Annotated in this window: 15 protein-coding genes and 3 pseudogenes; 7 read left to right on the plus strand and 11 right to left on the minus strand. The window is 54.8% G+C overall.

Annotation, left to right across the window (positions count from 1 at the left end):
• Positions 1-29: 29 nt before the first annotated feature.
• A pseudogene (locus LAQ73_RS16235) lies at positions 30-194 on the plus strand (GrpB family protein); the annotation flags it as partial.
• 66 nt (positions 195-260) lie between these two features.
• Here the strand turns inward: LAQ73_RS16235 and LAQ73_RS17880 are convergent.
• Together LAQ73_RS17880 and LAQ73_RS16240 are read right to left on the minus strand one after the other, a co-directional pair.
• On the minus strand, positions 261-557 hold the full coding sequence (locus LAQ73_RS17880; protein WP_486606359.1) for a DUF8069 family protein: 297 nt from the start codon (positions 555-557) through the stop codon (positions 261-263).
• Positions 523-2,445, minus strand: a complete 1,923-nt coding sequence (locus LAQ73_RS16240) for an alkaline phosphatase D family protein (RefSeq protein WP_224271039.1) — start codon at positions 2,443-2,445, stop codon at positions 523-525. Before LAQ73_RS16240 ends, LAQ73_RS17880 begins: the two co-directional genes overlap by 35 nt.
• Before the next feature lie 452 nt (positions 2,446-2,897).
• Here LAQ73_RS16240 and LAQ73_RS16245 point away from each other — a divergent pair, with 452 nt between their 5' ends.
• Entirely contained in the window at positions 2,898-3,503 is a 606-nt protein-coding gene (locus LAQ73_RS16245) for a hypothetical protein (protein WP_224271040.1), read from the plus strand.
• A 245-nt stretch (positions 3,504-3,748) separates the two neighbouring features.
• Here the strand turns inward: LAQ73_RS16245 and LAQ73_RS16250 are convergent, their stop codons facing one another.
• The 3 genes from LAQ73_RS16250 to LAQ73_RS16260 all read right to left on the minus strand — a co-directional run bounded on the left by LAQ73_RS16250 (position 3,749) and on the right by LAQ73_RS16260 (position 7,238).
• A complete protein-coding gene (locus LAQ73_RS16250) occupies positions 3,749-4,219 on the minus strand; it encodes a hypothetical protein (protein WP_224271041.1) in 471 nt (156 codons plus the stop codon).
• Between the two features lie 1,630 nt (positions 4,220-5,849).
• Positions 5,850-6,233, minus strand: coding sequence for an Ig-like domain-containing protein (locus LAQ73_RS16255; protein WP_224271042.1), 384 nt, complete (start codon positions 6,231-6,233; stop codon positions 5,850-5,852).
• A 585-nt stretch (positions 6,234-6,818) separates the two neighbouring features.
• A complete protein-coding gene (locus tag LAQ73_RS16260) occupies positions 6,819-7,238 on the minus strand; it encodes a hypothetical protein (RefSeq protein WP_224271043.1) in 420 nt (139 codons plus the stop codon).
• A gap of 27 nt (positions 7,239-7,265) precedes the next feature.
• Between LAQ73_RS16260 and LAQ73_RS16265 the strand changes: the two genes are divergently transcribed.
• Positions 7,266-7,532: a hypothetical protein gene (locus LAQ73_RS16265; protein WP_224271044.1), complete on the plus strand. Its 267-nt coding sequence runs from the start codon at positions 7,266-7,268 to the stop codon at positions 7,530-7,532.
• 1 nt (position 7,533) lies between these two features.
• Here the strand turns inward: LAQ73_RS16265 and LAQ73_RS16270 are convergent, their stop codons facing one another.
• Complete coding sequence (locus LAQ73_RS16270) at positions 7,534-7,893, minus strand: DUF7522 family protein (RefSeq protein WP_224271045.1); 360 nt, start codon at positions 7,891-7,893, stop codon at positions 7,534-7,536.
• A 536-nt stretch (positions 7,894-8,429) separates the two neighbouring features.
• Positions 8,430-8,840, minus strand: coding sequence for a hypothetical protein (locus LAQ73_RS16275; protein WP_224271046.1), 411 nt, complete (start codon positions 8,838-8,840; stop codon positions 8,430-8,432).
• A gap of 467 nt (positions 8,841-9,307) precedes the next feature.
• Between LAQ73_RS16275 and LAQ73_RS16280 the strand changes: the two genes are divergently transcribed.
• Both LAQ73_RS16280 and LAQ73_RS16285 read left to right on the plus strand, forming a co-directional pair.
• Positions 9,308-10,231: an ABC transporter ATP-binding protein gene (locus tag LAQ73_RS16280; protein ID WP_224271047.1), complete on the plus strand. Its 924-nt coding sequence runs from the start codon at positions 9,308-9,310 to the stop codon at positions 10,229-10,231.
• Positions 10,228-11,073 carry an ABC transporter permease subunit gene (locus tag LAQ73_RS16285; protein ID WP_224271048.1) on the plus strand — a complete coding sequence of 282 codons (846 nt, stop codon included), beginning with the start codon at positions 10,228-10,230 and terminating at the stop codon, positions 11,071-11,073. Before LAQ73_RS16280 ends, LAQ73_RS16285 begins: the two co-directional genes overlap by 4 nt.
• Here LAQ73_RS16285 and LAQ73_RS17885 read toward each other — a convergent pair.
• Positions 10,971-11,198 carry a DUF8141 family membrane protein gene (locus LAQ73_RS17885; protein WP_486606360.1) on the minus strand — a complete coding sequence of 76 codons (228 nt, stop codon included), beginning with the start codon at positions 11,196-11,198 and terminating at the stop codon, positions 10,971-10,973. The genes LAQ73_RS16285 and LAQ73_RS17885 overlap by 103 nt on opposite strands.
• Before the next feature lie 744 nt (positions 11,199-11,942).
• On the minus strand, positions 11,943-12,971 hold the full coding sequence (locus tag LAQ73_RS16290) for a hypothetical protein (protein ID WP_224271049.1): 1,029 nt from the start codon (positions 12,969-12,971) through the stop codon (positions 11,943-11,945).
• A gap of 316 nt (positions 12,972-13,287) precedes the next feature.
• On the opposite strand from LAQ73_RS16290, the gene LAQ73_RS16295 reads away from it, so the two are divergent.
• On the plus strand, positions 13,288-14,199 hold the full coding sequence (locus tag LAQ73_RS16295; RefSeq protein ID WP_224271050.1) for a DUF7972 family membrane protein: 912 nt from the start codon (positions 13,288-13,290) through the stop codon (positions 14,197-14,199).
• 207 nt (positions 14,200-14,406) lie between these two features.
• On the opposite strand, the pseudogene LAQ73_RS17825 reads toward LAQ73_RS16295, so the two are convergent.
• Positions 14,407-14,520: pseudogene (locus LAQ73_RS17825) on the minus strand (DUF2270 domain-containing protein); the annotation flags it as partial.
• Between the two features lie 130 nt (positions 14,521-14,650).
• Positions 14,651-15,718 carry a DUF7972 family membrane protein gene (locus LAQ73_RS16300; protein ID WP_224271051.1) on the minus strand — a complete coding sequence of 356 codons (1,068 nt, stop codon included), beginning with the start codon at positions 15,716-15,718 and terminating at the stop codon, positions 14,651-14,653.
• A 759-nt stretch (positions 15,719-16,477) separates the two neighbouring features.
• On the opposite strand from LAQ73_RS16300, the pseudogene LAQ73_RS16305 reads away from it, so the two are divergent.
• Positions 16,478-16,888 (plus strand): annotated as a pseudogene (locus tag LAQ73_RS16305) (sensor histidine kinase); the annotation flags it as partial.
• Positions 16,889-16,998: the final 110 nt, after the last annotated feature.

Here is a 16,998-nt window from a genome sequence, read left to right on the forward strand (position 1 = left end):
CAGAGTGAGAGAGCAACCTCTATGAAGAGAAGATTGTCTTCAGGGATTATCTTCGTGAACACCCTGAAGCCGCCGAACAATATGCCTCCTTGAAGAAGAGCTTGGCTGAGGAATATTCGAAGAACAGGGAGGAGTATACCGCTGAGAAGGGTGATTTTATTCAGGAGATTCTCGACCGGGCGATGAACAAGTAATCATTTCTCTACCGATTTTGTGTCTTCTCTCCCGACACGCCCGTTTGCTGTATACAACCTCTCTATTCAGCACACCGTTTCTATTAGTCGACTAGTGGTGTGGGACATCGCAACTACCTGGTCGTCGAGGCTATTGACGAGCTGTCGCACGGTCGTCTCGTTGATATTTGCGATCGAATCACGGACTGCATTCTGATCTCGTGCGGGGTACCCGACTTCAAGTCGTTCGTGAGCGTCTCGCTCTGTGCCAGCCGGGAGCGCGGTGACCCAGCTCCGAGAGCTTGTCGAAAAATCGAGGGCGAGCGGCTGCCAGTCGCCGATATCGGGGTTAGACCGCCGAATACGACGCTTCGTCGAGGACAATCCCGTCGTCGTTAGCGACGAGTACCGTATCGGGATTACTGTTGTTCAGGACCGGACCGCCGAAGTCGGCATAGAGCGTCGACTCGGTGTCCTCGCCGCTCCCGTTCCGAACGGTAACCGTCTCCCCTGCTCCGAGGGTGAACTCACCGAACGTGTAGTTCTGGTTCCCTGCTTCGAAGCTGAGGATGAACCCCGAGAAGTCGATTGCGGTGTCGCCAGTGTTTTTCACCGTGGCGAACTCGTTGTTGAGATCGCCGTTCTGATCCGGTCTGATCTCTGTGATCTCGACGGCTGACTGCTGGGGTTGGGCAGGGCGTTCGGAGGCCAGGTTCGCACCAGGATCGCCGGCGTCGGTTGTGAACGATGCGACCGTACTTACTGAGGCTTCGGGCTCCTCGACAGTCGAGACGACCCGGTAGTCGGTTCGCCACTGCTCGGGAGTGATTGTACAGCGGACGTAACCCCGCTTATCGTTGAAGAACCGCTGCCAGGGTTCACCGAGCGACGGTCCGTACTGGGTTATTCCGGACCCATCCCCGAACGAGGAGATCGAGGTGCCGACGTACTCGGTGCCGACCGTCTCGGAGTCGGGGTCCGAGAAGTCGGCTTTGAGGTTGTAGACGTAGTTGCGGTGGACGTCGCCGGTGATCACGACGGGGTTTAGATCGGAGTCGGCGGCCATAACGTCGAGCAACCTCTCCCGGTCGGCTCGGTACCCGTCCCACTTATCACCGCCGCCGAAGTCCTGTACGTCTGGATTCGGGTTCTCATCGGTTGCGGCGAGCGGAACCTGGTTGGCAAGGACGTTCCACCGGGCTGTGGAGTTGTTCAGCCCGTCGACCAGCCAGTCTTCCTGTTCGTCGCCGAGAATGGTCCGTCCTCGATTGTCGGCTTCCTCTGAGGAATCGACTTGATCGTCGCGGTACTGCCGAGTGTCGAGGACGTTGAACTCGGCCAGATTACCGAAGGTGAACCGCCGATAGAGCGGTAGGTTCGGGCCGTCAGGCATCCGCGAGGGACGCAATGGCTGATGTTCGAAATACGCTTGGTAGGCCTTTGCCCGACGGGCAAGGAATTCTTGCGTGGGGTCGTTCGCTTGGGAAGTTGCGTCGGCGTAGTTGTTTTCGACCTCGTGGTCGTCCCAGGTGACGAGCCACGGGAACGCAGCGTGGGCGTCCTGTAGGTTCGAATCGGTCTTGTATTGTGCCTCGCGGATCCGATAGTCACTCAGGCTTTTGATTTCGCGAGGCGGTTCGTGGCCGCGATCGATCGAGCCTTGTCCGCCGCCCTCGTAAATGTAGTCACCTAAGTGGATAGCCAGATCGAGGTCCTCGTCGGCGAGGTGGTCGTGCGCGGTGTAATACCCGGAGGGGTAGTTCTGACACGAGGCGAATGCGAACTTGATCTCGTCCACGTCGGCTCCCTCTGCAGGGGCCGTTTTCGTTCTTCCGACCGGGCTTCGGTTGGAGTCGACTTTGAACTGATAGTAGTATTCCGTATTGGCATCCAATCCCTTAACGTCGATATGGACCGAGTGGGCGTACTCAGGACGTGCCTTCGCGATGCCCTTCCCGACAGTATCGTCCATGTCCTCGTCGGTCGCTATTTCCCACTGTACTGGTACTTGGCGGTCGGGCATTCCACCGTCTTCGGCCAATGGCTCGGGTGCGAGGCGCGTCCAGAGGACGACAGAGTCCGGCAGGGGATCACCAGAGGCAACACCAAGGGTGAACGGATCACCTGTTATCCGTCCCTGTTCGTTGTTCTCTCTGGCGGTAACGATTCCTGTACCTGACGCGCCAACTCCGGCGATCGTCGCGGTGGTGACCGCTTTTCGGAGGAACTTGCGTCGGCTTTCTTCGAGTGGGTGATCTAAGCTGTTGTCCATTGTCCGCGATTCATTCCTTGCTGGCAAAAAGATAAATCTATATATGAGATAAATAGATATAAATGAATGATACAGAGATGAATATAGTCTATGGTTAATCCAAGACTATGCGCTGGATTATCATCAACGACTCCGATATAGAGAAAAACGGTCAAATACTAAATCCTATCCCGTATATATCCGCGCAATTTTAGAACAATATTGAACACCGTGGACAGACGACCGCGTTGCTAAATACAACCTCTGTATCTCGTACGCTGTTTCTGACAAGGACTGGGCGGTTTGTGGTGGCCGTGCTGAATAGAGGGCGCGAATCGGTTACTGATAATTCCTCGGTAGACGAGGAATCGGATTAGTAGCTATAGAGGAGTTATTCAGCACGTCCAGTTCTCGTTGTTCCGTAATTCGATATCAGCAGAACAGTTAACCTTCGGCGAAGAACAGAGGTGAAAATGGGTACCGATATCCATGGGTTCATCGAGCGAACTGACAGGGGACCCAGGCCACTCGCCCAAAACATTTCGTGGTTAGTCACACGCGCCTACACGATATTTGAAGCTCTGTTCGGCGTAGCGGGCGGCTACGAGTTTGAACCGTCCTTTATCGCCCATCGGGGGCTGCCGGAGGAGAGAAGCATGTGGTTCGACCAGTTTATCGATGAGGAAGAAGAGACAATACAGAACTTGGAATACTTCGGCGCAACTTGGTTCACAGTCAAAGAACTCCACGAGGTAGACTGGGATACAACCGGGGAGAATCGCTGTTATATTATCTCTGATGCAAACGATAACCCGATAGTGCGTCGGCGTGCCAAACGTTACAATCTCAAGGAGGTTATTGACGATGAGGAACTTATCGACCGCGTCCTTGAGGGTGAGCGGGTTGAGCTTCCGCCAGAGGCGGTCCCTGAGCATTCATACTTCGAGGACGCAGACCCTCGATATGCATATACTGAGTATCCAACTCGTGCTGATGTTATTGCAGGCCCGTGGGAATGGTTTTATGGACACACTTGCCATCGTACGCGGAGAGATTCGGCGAGGAGAACGTCCGTGTAACCGTGTATTTTGAGAACTGACTACCGAATTTCAGCCATCGGCTGATGCATCGCACATTTAGTTACCGTCTGAATTATCGCTAACAATCTGAAACGAACACTGACCATCTACTGCACCCATCCTTTGTATTCAGCACGCGATTACTGCTGGAGAATAAATAGATTGGTCGTGTCCGTGCTGAATACAAGGCGCGATTTCAGCACCGACTCCGGGATTCTCAATCAGGCTGGTATAACGAACGCTACTCAATCCACTAGTCGGTCGTGGACTTCTACGGGATCAATCTCCCACGGACCAAACCGACCTTCTGCAACATTCGTTGCGATACTACGTGTATCTACGTTGTGCCGGTGCATGTGTTCAAAAATTTGCTCGACGAGGTCTTCTGTGGCCGAGCGGAGGTCACCGACCGTTCCGACGATTTCAGGATTCCCAAACAGCGATACCTCATCACCGTTGAAACGGATTTCAGTCAGGCCCGTCCCCCAAAGAACCCTCCCTGACTCTCGCGTTTCGAGCCGATTGAGTAGCAGAAAAGCGTGCTCAAGACACGTATACCCGTATCGTTGTTCGGTCTCCCCACCATCTCCGTCACGAACCTGGAGAACGAAAGCCGCCGCATCGGGAACCCATTCGAGATCTTCGGGAGCAGTGTATTCACCAACATCGATAGTAAATCTCACCGCTTCGATTTCGATAGTCTCGCTCTTTTCCATTCAGGTTTCAGTATGAATCCACAATTCAAAAAGACCACCAACACTACCGTCTTGGATTGTTGTCCGTCGCTAGGAGTACCACGATACTATGTGCTGAATAGACCCTCTGTATTCAGCACGCGTCTTCTGACAGAACCTGAGGAGGTTTCAGCGACTGTGCTGAATAGAGAGCGCGTGTCTTGCAATCCACGACTTGGAGCAGCAGCTCATTATCGCAGTCCAATTGGAACCAGTGGCCGAATCAGGAAGTCCTCATGAACCGATGTCGCTGGATAAGGTAGGTGCCTGATATAAGGACGCTTAACAGTGGGATGAACACGAACAGATAGAGGAGAGTCGGCGTCCACTCAGACCGCTCACTGACGTACTTACGGTCGTGGTAGAGCGCAAACGGTGCGAATAGAGAAACCGCATAACTCAGGAGGATTGGCACTGAGGCGATTTCAGTAAGATACCCAGAAAACTGTACTCCGAGGTACGGAGCTAAGAGAGTGTTCGACAGTGCCATCAAGAACCAGAAGAGGAAGAGCACCGGAATCATCAGAATTGGAATCCACCACTTTCCAGAGAACATCACTTGGCGAGTTTGTGTTGTAGACATGAGTTCAGCTCAGTGATACCAATTGTGTGCAACCGAATATACTTCTTCTGCTGCATACAACCTCTGTATCTTGCACCCCGTTACTGACAGTGGTTGAAGAGTTCAGTTACCGACTACTGAATACAAGGTGTGTATCTTGCATGCCGAGCAGCAGATACTCCGCCAATAAATACGGGACTCCCCAAATATATATTGAGGATCTTCGTTTGGGATTGTATGCCTCGAATTTCGCGTCGGTCAATTCTTGCTTCGTGCGGCTTTTCACTTTTGCCCACCATATCCGGTTGTTCCGGGAGAGGATTTTTTAGCCAACCGTTCGACCCACATGATCACGTCAGTGATTGGCAGGACGAGCCAGCCCGTGGGAAGGCAAATCCGATCGAAACAGAACAAACGGTCGATTCTCAGAATTCGTTAGAGTCGAAGTGTCTCTGGGTCAGCACGGAAGCGGTCGAATCAACGGTTGCTAATCGAGTCTCTCTCACGAGAACACTTCATTTCGACTATAGGAAGGCAGATGGAGTGAACGATGGAGAGTGGTTCGTAGAGGCCAATCGTATTATTTACTTCACTCAGTCAAATGAAGTTCATCTAAAGCCCGAAATACCGTTCGCTACCCTTTGCGAAGCCACACCCCGAACCGTCCGGACGACTCTCACGGGCAAAGATGAGGAGTATTCCTGTCGTCACCCTGTCTACGTCTCGGATTATGCTGAGCAAGTAGCCCCATAGCAGGAGGCAACCGCGGCTACTTTCGAATCGTTCAAACGATGCGACACTCTCTGGAGTGGACAATAACTATGTCGTCTACAGGACCGTGCTGGTGCATACATCCTCTATATTCAGCACGCGATCTCTGACAGCGGGAAGAAAGGTTCCAGCGACTGTGCTGAATAGAGAGCGCATATCGGTCATCGGATCGGCACTCAATGCGAGCGAATTGAATTGCTCGGTACAGGTAGCGGACCAACCGTTCGGTGCAGAAGAAGACTCTAACAGGGGAAGGCCGAGTAGAGACGTGTTTCGAAATCAGCCATCACCCGGCGGATCTTCGGGACAGTACATCAGTGTCCCACCGGTTCCTGAGTCAAGGCCCCACTTGCCGACTGTAATCCCTGTCCCCCCGATGTTGCAGTCAAACGTTGAGCGTGGCAACTTTACCGTCTCCACGTGAGTTCCATGTGTGACTGTTACAGTGTAGTTCGCTTCGTATGTGAAATTTCCAGAGATAACTGCATCCGGTGCAAGTTCATATGTACGATCAAAGACGACATCGCCCTCTCGTTCCACGCGCACTGTGACGATGGCCGGATTGGCCTCATCGTTCCGAATCGAAAGTCCGTGTGGGCGTTCATTCGGTTCTAAGTTATTGAGGTGGGTGTACTCGACGACAGTTTCGTTCGCCACGTACATCGTCTCTGACGTAGGCGGTTGACTCATCGTTGGTGCGGCACAACCAGCGACCAGAAGACACAAAATGAGAGCTAGACCGACGAAACCTCGATTCTGAAGTGGAGGGCGGAAACGCATACTACATATAGAAGAAAACGTCCCAATAGACCTTTCTGAATTACTGGATTGTCGAATAGAGGAAATGATTGATACACTCTCAGTCCTACTGAGCGGTTAGTTCGGCGTTGAGAAGACGAAAACAAACGAAGCTCCATGATGGATACACCCTCTGTATCTTGCACGATGCTTTTATCATCGGCTGAGGGTTTCAACAGAGCCGTATCAGCTGTTTTCCAGTCCGAATCTACCGTGCCAGCAAAGCCAGCAGTGCACCGACTACCGTCAGACCACCGACGAAGGATCCAGCCATGCCCAATAATGTCCCGTATCCCTGTGTAGCGTCCGCAATCTCGGCAAGCAACAAGATACAGAAACCAAGTTGAAACACGATAACGAGAGATAGTTCAGGAAGCGAAATATTGTACTTGCTGGAGGGCATTAATCACCATTCCAGAATAATCAGAGAAATTTCTACCGATTACTGTTCTATACGCAGGTGGCTCTATCAGCACGTCCGCTCTCATATCGATTGAAAGAAAGGAGCGGTGAATCGGTACACACAGTGGGAACATATTTTAGCAGATTCCGCAGAGAGAACGCTGTGACGTTTATGCCATATATAAGAAAATACTCATTGGGTGAAATTTCTACCACAAATATGGTCTCCTCGCGACGACCGCCCTCTTCTATGGTGTCGGCGCGAAGGGCCTCTCCCGGGAGACTGCCTTCTGGCGGACGCTCCGGTCGGTTCTCCCACCCGTCGACGAGGGGGCCCGGGAGGCCGGATTTTACACGTCGTACGAACTCTCCGAACGCGAGTACGTCGGCATCCTGGACGTCGGCGTCGACGGTGCCGAGGAACTCCTCACCGGTCTCAGTGGTCTCCCCTCGCCGATCGCCGCGCACAAGACGTCACCCGACGGTCGTCCCGAGGTGGGTTCGTGGGGATTCTTCGGCTACGGTCCGTGGTTCTCACGGCTCTCGCGACCGGCGCAGTTCGCGCTGATGCTCGTCGCTCCGAAGCAACTGCACATCATACTCTTCGAGCGCTCAGATGGGAGAATCGGCGTGTACGCACACTACGAGTGGTCGCCGTACAACCCGTTCGTCGTGCTGTGGCACCTCTGCGGCCGCGGCCTCGACGTCGACGAGGGCGTTCGACGAGCGCGTGAGAAACTCGGGCTTCGCAGCGCTGCGTAACTCAGTTGTCGATTTGTTGGATGCATTCAGTAGTGAACTGGTTCAGGTTGCGTGCTGCATCAGGTTCCAGCGAGACGACGATCCCCCGCTGTTTACCCCGTGGAAAGTGCATGATGATGGCGGTTTCGAAGCGGCGAACGGTCACGTAGAGTTCTCCAAGGGGGAACGAGCGCTCCTCAGCTGCAAGCGATTCGGGTTTCAACCGTGCAAGCATCCTATCGATTTCGCTCAGCATCCGTTCTTCTCGAACATCGCCTCTGAGGTAGAGAACATCGTTCTCGCCATCATCGTATTGCACAGCACCGCGAAGGTAGCTCCCAGAGCGGCTCTGCAAATAGTTGAGGAGGTCTGCGGTTCCCATAGATTCCAAACAGGTCAGCTTGAGGCTAAAACAGTATTCAATCGCAGTCGATATGATCGATAAATAACATCTTGAACGGCAATTGCGAGGAGGGACGGGCGTGACTGTTACGAAGAAATAATAAAATTATAACAACAATCGCGGAGACTAGACGGTACGAAGAGCTATTTTCCTAGTTGTGGCGCACTAGGATGGTTGTCGGCGCTGGGGCGGGGTGCCTCTGTCAAGTGGAAATCGTGGGCCGAATGAGCTCCGAGCCCCAGCGTCGGCGACCGCGCTGCACAACGAGGGTGCTTGCCCAACCTCCCTCGCCCCCTCAATCAACCGGACCGTGGTTAACTTCTGTCCTTGAGTAGTCCGCATAGTGCTAAGTGGTTCATTCAAAACGGCCGTATCGACTTCTGCGCGGTCGAAGCAGGTGACGCACCCCCCATCAGGACATCCGCCAAACCGGGCATCAGACCGCACGAGGGCGGGTTTCCGTACTTTCAGGGCATGGGGAATTTACTCTGTACAAATATTATTGTACAGAGTAACTACTTCGTCGACGGTGTAAATCCGTCTTCTCGTGCAGCGTCGAGCACGTTGTGGGCCCACGTCGCCGGAAGTCGCTTCTGATGCTTCTCGACGAGATCGACCCACGTCTGGGCGTCTTTACGCGCGAGCGTCTCGTGATATCCGGGTTCGACAGGCTCGTAGTCGGCGACCTCCTCTCCCGGGAGGTGTGTCGTTTCTGTTATCTCGAAGCCGTATTGAGCTTCCGCGAGTTCGAGGTAGCCCTGAGCAGTTCCTGGGTTCGTGTCCATTGCTCGGGCCATCCCGGACACTGAGTATCCGCGCTCGGAGTAGGCGACCGCCTTCGCCTCAACCATCCGGAGCTCCGTTTTCCGCGAGAGGTACCGTGCGCGTTGGGTCGCATACCGGTCGTCGTCTTCGTACTCAGGCATAGTGACCAGCCGGTCGACAGTAAGTAAAAATGTTCGTGGACTGGGGTGAAAGTGAAACCCGGCGTAGACCCCACTGTTTCCGTTACAAATTCTGGGGACACCGCATCGCGAGTGAAATCGAGACAAACGTGTCTCTTGTTTACAGAAAGACTACATATGTAAGTCTGAAAGCAGTGCTCAGCGAGGTCGCCTCGCTCCCCCGCTGGCGCTCACCTCTTCAACACCCCGCCGTTTCCGCTGCAAATCCTGGGTACCCGTCGTTACGAGTGCAATCCAGACACCGCATCGCGAGTAAAAACCGGGCGCGTTGAGGCTACAGCAAACCGAATTCGTGGAGTCGGTCACAGAACTCCTTAGACGACATCTCTGGTCTACTCACCGTTAGTTTTCAAGTCTAAAGAGATACAATATACTGCAAATGCGTCAGACCAGGAGACTTATCATTAGGGACTTCAAAATCCTTTAAAATGGCTGCCATTAAAACGGAGGAGTTAACGAAGCAATACGACGGTGTGACCGCCGTCCAAAATCTGGACCTGACCGTTCAGGAGGGTGAGGTGTTCGGCTTCCTCGGCCCGAACGGGGCTGGCAAATCGACGACCATCAACGTTCTCTTGGATTTCGTGCGGCCGACCTCGGGGCACGTGTCCGTGCTGGGTCACGATCCGCGGACGGGGAGTCGGGCCATCCGCAACCGAATCGGTATCCTCCCTGAAGGGTACAGCCTGTATGACCGCCTCTCTGCGCGCGAACACATCAAATTCGCCATCGAGATGGAGGAAAGCGACGACGACCCCCGCGCTGTCCTTGACCGCGTTGGCCTAGCAGACGACGCCGGGCGTTCGGTCGGCGGATTCTCGAAGGGGATGGGTCAACGACTCGCGCTTGGAATGGCGCTGGTCGGCAAGCCAGACCTGCTCATCCTTGACGAACCGACATCCGGACTCGACCCTTCGGGCACGCTGAAGATGCGAGAGATTGTCCGTGAGGAGGTCGACCGCGGTGCGACGGTGTTCTTCTCCAGTCACCTGCTCGACCAGGTCGAAGCCATCTGCGATCGGGTCGGCATCATGACCAGCGGCGAACTCGTCACCGTCGACTCCGTTGAGGGCCTGCGCGAGTCAGTAGGTGCTGAGTCGACGCTAATCCTGACCGTGGACGACCGTCCCGGCTCGCTCGATTTGGAGACCATCAAGGGAGTCACGGGTGTGACCATCAACGGAGCGACACTTCGGGTGTCGTGTTCCGAACCTGGCGTCAAAGCAGCGGTCATCTCCCAGGTCCAATCGGCTGGAGCCACCGTCACCGATATCACGACCGAGGAGACGTCGCTTGAAGATGTCTTCGAGAAGTACACGGCCAACGGGATCGCAATGGAGCCGGACGCATGAACTCGAAGCTCTGGGTCATCGCGAAGCGGGATTTCGTCGATGCCGCTCGGTCTCGGCTGCTGTGGGGTACCGCCCTGGTGTTGCTGGTCGTGATGATACCCGACTACCTCGGAATGCTTAACGGAAACTTCATCAGCTCAGCGGAGCAGGCGGTTCGGTTTATCCCAATAATCTTCCAGTACTTCGTCGCGCCCGTTGCGATGATTACAGCGTACCGGGCTGTCGTAGGTGAACGAGAGTCCGGCAGCCTACGCGTGCTGTTCGGGCATCCAGCGACCCGGCGGGATTTCGTCTTCGGGAAGCTCCTCAGCCGGTCGGCCCTCCTCGTGGTGATCCTCACACTCGCCACACTCGGTCTTGGCGTCGTCACCTTTGTGATATATGGAACCCTCGACATCCCACTGTTCGTCGCCATTGCTGGCTATGTCGCGTTCTACGGCATCGTCTGGGCCGGGATAATTGTCGGAATCTCGGCGGCCGTCTCCTCGCGGTTGCAGGCTGTCACGGCGGGTCTCGCACTGTTCCTCTTCTTCGGCCCCTTCCAACTCTGGGATCGCCTAGCAATTCCCGCGTTCGCACTCCTGTTCACCGGGAGCACGTCGCCCGGGCTTAACCCATTACGTCCGTCTACGTGGCCGACCTGGTACGAGTACGTCCTCCGACTAAACCCGATGAGCAACTTCGATCAGGGTCGCTACTTCGTCCACCAGCTAGTCGACCCGGGGTTGTCCGCGAGCGGTCACCTCGCCGTGAATCTCTTCGGACTGGCAATGCTCGTCGTCTGGTGCGCCGTTCCCGTCTTGATCGGATACTTGCGCTTCGAGCGCGTCGACCTTGGGTAACTAAGGTCAGTAGATGTAAGATATGCTGTTGTTACGAATCCGAGCGGGTCGAGAACGAGCGCCAAGACGATAATCTGTACCGAGAACGATTTCGACTCGAACCACCGAGAAACGTCGCGTATCATGGAGGGTTGCTAACGGATCTTCAGCACCGCTATTTAACTCTATTCGACTGACGTGACTATTCGGAGCTGTGTTGTTTTCCCAAGAGTACGCTGGTGGTCGTAATGTCGCTGTATTTATAGTCTCCGTGTCACTGGAGGCGACGATGATGACGACGGAAACAACTGAGTAGGAAATCGCCACCTATGATGAGGACGTAATCGCCGGTAGCGCGAAGGAACTCCACGAAGTCCCTGGCGTAGCGCCCGGCGTGGTCGTGAAGGGCACGTACTGCGATCTCCTGAAGGAGTACCACCTCAACCACGGCGGGAGTCAGAGGGTTCAACGAATTCCACGCAGCGGAGGGGAGCCTTATTTCTGAATTCTGAGTGGGCTTACGAGGATTGGTGGTCAGTGAACACATTTCCATGAATACCGCGCCCGACTACATCGCGTTGGCGTTTGTCAGCGGTCTAAACTCGTGAATAAATTTGGACTCTCTGGTAGATTCAACCTCTGTATTCAGCACGTGACTTCTGACAGGGACTGAGTAGGTTTCTGCGAGTATGCTGAATACAGTGCGCGTATGCAACAGGGAAAGCCACGTCGGTGAGTTCGAGGTGAACCGGTGTCGGGAGTCCGTAATCGTCGAGCGTTCAGAGCAATCATCGAGTTTCTCTGAGAACTCGAATCCGTCGGAATCGTCACCTGTTCGTGGGTGGGATGTCGTGATTCAGATGAACCCGGTTCACGGAGTCGGCCAGTATTCACTCTGACAGGCCGTCGGCCCACTCCGCAGGGAGGACGCGAAGCAGGCCGTCGGTCGAAAGACTCTCGGTAGTAACGAAGAGAATTTCATCGCCGCCGGTGACGGCCATACCGCCGCCGACCACCTCGTCCCAGTGGTTGAGGACGGAGTCGGGGATCGGGAGCTCGCGGACGTCCTTACCGATCTCAGTGCTGGCGACGTACTTCACCCCGTCGCGGCCCTCGATGGCGTCGAAGTCTTGGGCGATCAACACCGCGTCATCGCGTGCGCGGATGCCCCAACACACCATAGAGGAGTGCGCCAGAAAGCCCCGATTGAACGCCTGCTGTGGCGCCGGAACCTCCAGGCTCTGACTGTCGAAGGCTGCCTCGCCCAGGCGATCGATATCCTCGGTCTCGGTGCCGTCGCCGACGTCAGTGCTCTCCTCGGTCGTCGTCTCGTCGCTCGTTCCCTCCTCGCCACCGGCGCCCCCCGTTTCGCGCTCAACTGCCTCCGCGAGGTCCTCGCTATCGACGCCGGTGTCGGCGATCTCGCGCTGGTCGATCGATGCCGGCTCGGCGTCGGTGTCAGCGTCGGATTCGAGCCCCGACTCCACGTCCTCGATGTCCGGAGACGTGTCCGCGATCTCCGCGGTTGCCTCGCTGGCGGCGTGGTCTTCCTCGCCGGCGCCGCCGGCCTCATCGGCAATCGCATCGGCGTCGGGCCCGGTGTCAACCACATCGGTTTCCTCAACGTCGGGCTCTCCGCTGCGGTTGTGGGACCGCCGCTGGAGGAGCGCAGCCGTCAGGAACCCGATTCCCAGAGCGAGTCTAGCGAGCCCGAACTTACGCCTGCCGGCCAGGAACGCTCGGAGGCCGCTGAGGAGGCCGACCCCCCCGATGGTCGCCGTCACTGCGCCCGATCCGACACCGCGCCGGAGATACGGCGCTGCCTTCGAGATGTACTCACGGCCGCTCTTCGCTACGGTCCGCGAGGTATCGATTGTCGCCTCTGGCTCCGTTCGTGCGTTGGGGTCAGTCTGGTCCACACCAGATCGTTGGGTCGCGACACACAAATCTTCACTGTCCCCCATCATATCTCGAACAGTATTCCTGCCCAGTTACCGCTCACTAAATAGATACTCTGTATCTCGCACGGTGTTTCTGACTGATCCTTAGTAGTTCGTAGAGGTGTTGCTGAATACAGAGCGCGAGTCGGTCACGCAAACTTCCCGGCCTCGGTGTTACATGCAAGGGAGACAAAGATCGTTCGTAATTGGAAAATCGACTTCTAATGCAGAGGCGATGTGGGAAAGGCACCTAACCTTCACCTTTTCCGGCTGACCGACGAAGAACGATCAACGAATGGACGACCGATTCAGCCGATGGCTGCTCCTCTCCGGACATCGATTCAGCGTCACCGCTGGCGTGCTCTCCGCCATGGTTGTGGTGGTGCTTGTGCCTCTCTTCTCGCGGTTCGCCATCCACAGTCTCACACCGCTGATGTACATTGCGAGCGCATTGGTCGGGGGGAATATCACGCTCATCACCCTTGTGGTCGCGCTCAGCCAAGTGATCCTCTCCCAAGAACTGGAGTCACCGGGGTCGCTCCGAGATGAGGTTGGCCGAACAGCCGACTACCGGCAGGCAGCCCTCACCCAGCCGGCACCACCGACCGATCCAGACGACTTCCTGCAACAGCTCCTTCAGCAGACCCAAGAGCGCGCCGGTTCGCTCGCGGAACTCCTCTCTGATTCTACCACCGAACCTGGTACCCATCTTATCGATAAACTACCTGAGAAATGTGCTAAGGTTAGCGAGCAACTCGAGACAGCATCAGATAAGCTCTCTTCGGTAATCGTTCCCCTCCTCGGTATCGAATACGCGACCTACATTCACGACTGTCATCGGCTCGAGTCGGCTTACGAGGGAGGTGATCACGAACAACTGCTCTCCACACTCGATGCCTTGAGCGCGGATTTGAAGAATCTCGATATCGCTCGACAGTACTTTACAACTATATTCATGAAGGAAGAACTCGCGCAGCTCTCTCGATCCCTCTTGTATGTCGGTATACTGGCTGTTCCTCTCCCGGTCGCGTTACTCATCCAGATTGCTTCCTATCCCACAGCGGCTGCCCCTATGCCAGTGGTATTCGTCTTCACTCTTCTGACGGTTGTGGTTGGGCTCATCCCTCTTGCGCTCTTGATAGCGTTTATCCTCCGGGTAGCGACGGTAACCCAACATATCGCGTCGATCGCTCCATTCATGACGTAGCGACAACCACGACTGGAGACTGACTTCGTTGATGTCCGAGAGGGCGAGTTAGTTGTATTACTCCTAGCAAAAGAGCAGCCACCAGTTAGTTGATAGCACGGATTTCGCGCAGTAAGCACACTTACCGAGTGACTGTTTCACTCTAAATCAGCTGGCGAGAATTCACCTCGATGTGGGGAATGGCTTCGATAAGTACAGAGAACGAATTTATCGGTCTGTCTCTTTCCAGTCGTCCGGGTCCCCTTCACGGAATTCACCCTTGGCATGGCGCTCGCGGTGCCAGAAGGTGACGCCCAGTAGTGCGACGTAGAACACTCCCACCCGTAAGTAAAACCCACCGTATCAGGCGGTCGGTTGCCGAATCCACCGGCGAGATGTTTTCTGATTCAGACACGGTGACCATTACAAGGCGTCATTGGAAATAATCGTGACACTGTACTCCCATCTCTGATCATGTTTCCTCTTGTATTTCACTTGACTCCTCGTTGCGAATTTCTTCTAGGTGCTTGGTCTCTCGGAGGATGAACGGCCCGATCGAGAGCGTTCGCTTCATAACCGTGAGTACGCGAAGCAGGTAGGCGAGCAATACGGCGAACGGAATGAGCGTGAGTACGTAGAGGGCACTGACGACGAGGTAGGCAGTACTGACGCCGAACACTGTGCCAGTGATTTTCGCAGCGTCGAACTCGAGTATCATGTAGGCGGCGAGTGCGAGGGTCGGCATCGCCCCGTACAGCACTCCGCGTGAAATATTGATGATCTCCCACTGAACGTAGAGTGTCTTGAAGTATTCGCGGGCTGGCCCGAAGAATCGGAGCGCCTCAATCAGGTCGCCGAATGCATCGTCTGCCTCTTCCGGGAGCGACTCGGTGTACTTATCTCGGAGCGTCCGTGCAGCAAACACCTTCCACGGGTAGTTGTAGTCCAATACGGGGAGCAACATCTGGAACGATCCGAACTCTGCGTTTTCCAACTCATCGCTGATTTTTTGACTGTGATCGATGAGACCGGCTGCGTATTCAGCAACTTCGTCGAACCGCTCTGAGTTGTCACTCTCGGAAACCGCATCGCTAAGCCCTCTTGCGTTCGTATCAACCATATCGATGAGTGTTTGGAGGAAGCGGGATGGTTCGGCGGAACTTACACCGATGCTCGCGGCCTTCTCTACCTCTTCACGAAATTCGGTCTCGTTCGACATGCGCTCGCGCTGTTGACCGAGTGCGCCGATTTCCCCGGCGAGCACGAACTGGGAGATCGAGAGGACGAGAGTGACACTCGTGACAATGGCGATGACCATCGAGCCGAATAGTGAACCTATCCCACTGGTCGTCACGAGTTTCTGTGGTGAAGTCGGGCCAACCACGTGAACGAAGAGCAGGATGAGATACGTGATCAGAAGTAAGATACCGGTGACGAGCCACCGATTCGCGCTAATGAGAAACCAGATCCTCACACGAGTCTCGCCGACCCGTTCACGCATCGTATCGGCTGGCCGTGAGATTGCCTCCGAGTCACTCATATTTCCAATTGTTATACTTCGATTCAGAAAATAAAGCACCCGGCCCCGTATTTGTATTGCAGACATTATTGACTGGCTGGTCGTTCTATTGCCGTCGGTATCGCAATCGACGTATTCAGCATCGAGGTAGCAGGATGCTATAAAGTGTCACCGATGTATCGTCGCCGATTGGTTCATCGCGCGAGGCCACACCGTCGTGGACATTTTCGACCCTAACCGCGCGAATGACCACGAACTTACGCGGTTTGCAGTCATCGACAATGATTGCGTGTTCTATTCATCATCCTGAATTGAGGAAATTCTGCATTCTTGTGGTTATACGGTAAGCGCCTCCTCTAATTCACGTTCTACTTTCTCGTTTTCCCACTCACGCCGCTTACGCAACTTCTCCTCCCCTCGATTCGTGATCTGGTATGAATTCGTGCGCCGGTTAATCGTGCCCTTCTCCACCAACCCTTTGTTCACGAGCACGTCCAAGTTAAGTTGCGAACGACAGAAAACGTTCACAAGCTAGTTCCGAACCCGTTGGTTTAGAAAATATCTTGGACAAATTTGTCAATTAGCCGGGAATTTACCACAAGATGAGAAAGTGAACCCAAATCTGTGGTGGCTTAATTTGAAATAAATTACAATTAAATGTATGTTGTAGGTACGAATGTCAAAATCTGTGCATCGCCGATAGGTGACGGCGGTTGGTCAAATTACAATTGGGAACCGATGAAGTTCATAATTGCGCTTCTGACCGCCTTCTTACCCTTTCAGCTCCAAATTGAGCAATCGGACGCGGAAATCACGACGGAGTCACTCCCGCGCGTTCACGGCGATGGCGGTCAACTCCGGCAGGTGTTTCAGAATCTGTTGAGCAACGCAATCGAGTACAGCGGCGAGGAGCCACCCCGTGTGTACATTTCGGCAGCACGTGAGGGGGCAAAGTGGCGGATCTCGATTCAGGACGAGGGAATCGGTATCGACCCCACCGATACCGACCGGGTCTTCGAGGTGTTCCAACGTCTCCATAGCCACGAGGAACACGCCGGGACAGGGATCGGGCTCGCACTTTGTAAGCGCATCGTTGAGCGACATGGCGGAGAGATTTGGGTCGAGTCCGAACCGGACGAAGGGACGACGTTTTTGTTTACGTTACCGGCTGCACATGATTCATGTGAATGACTACTTCGACTGATCGACCACTTACCCCTATTCATCGGCCATCGAAGACTTCTAAACAAATATCTTGTATTCATCACGACGCACCGAACAGCGTCCCATCTGACAGAAAT

Origin of the sequence: Haloprofundus salinisoli, from assembly GCF_020097815.1 — an archaeon.
Classification (GTDB): domain Archaea; phylum Halobacteriota; class Halobacteria; order Halobacteriales; family Haloferacaceae; genus Haloprofundus; species Haloprofundus salinisoli.

What these genes read in the sequence shown, in the direction of transcription:
- LAQ73_RS16240 (WP_224271039.1), bottom strand. Translation starts at nt 2,445, where the DNA reads ATGGACAACAGCTTAGATCACCCACTCGAAGAAAGCCGACGCAAGTTC.
- LAQ73_RS16270 (WP_224271045.1), bottom strand. Translation starts at nt 7,893, where the DNA reads ATGGGAACCGCAGACCTCCTCAACTATTTGCAGAGCCGCTCTGGGAGC.
- LAQ73_RS16245 (WP_224271040.1), top strand. Translation starts at nt 2,898, where the DNA reads ATGGGTACCGATATCCATGGGTTCATCGAGCGAACTGACAGGGGACCC.
- LAQ73_RS16295 (WP_224271050.1), top strand. Translation starts at nt 13,288, where the DNA reads ATGGACGACCGATTCAGCCGATGGCTGCTCCTCTCCGGACATCGATTC.
- LAQ73_RS16275 (WP_224271046.1), bottom strand. Translation starts at nt 8,840, where the DNA reads ATGCCTGAGTACGAAGACGACGACCGGTATGCGACCCAACGCGCACGG.
- LAQ73_RS16250 (WP_224271041.1), bottom strand. Translation starts at nt 4,219, where the DNA reads ATGGAAAAGAGCGAGACTATCGAAATCGAAGCGGTGAGATTTACTATC.
- LAQ73_RS17885 (WP_486606360.1), bottom strand. Translation starts at nt 11,198, where the DNA reads ATGATACGCGACGTTTCTCGGTGGTTCGAGTCGAAATCGTTCTCGGTA.
- LAQ73_RS16285 (WP_224271048.1), top strand. Translation starts at nt 10,228, where the DNA reads ATGAACTCGAAGCTCTGGGTCATCGCGAAGCGGGATTTCGTCGATGCC.
- LAQ73_RS16300 (WP_224271051.1), bottom strand. Translation starts at nt 15,718, where the DNA reads ATGAGTGACTCGGAGGCAATCTCACGGCCAGCCGATACGATGCGTGAA.
- LAQ73_RS16255 (WP_224271042.1), bottom strand. Translation starts at nt 6,233, where the DNA reads ATGTACGTGGCGAACGAAACTGTCGTCGAGTACACCCACCTCAATAAC.
- LAQ73_RS16280 (WP_224271047.1), top strand. Translation starts at nt 9,308, where the DNA reads ATGGCTGCCATTAAAACGGAGGAGTTAACGAAGCAATACGACGGTGTG.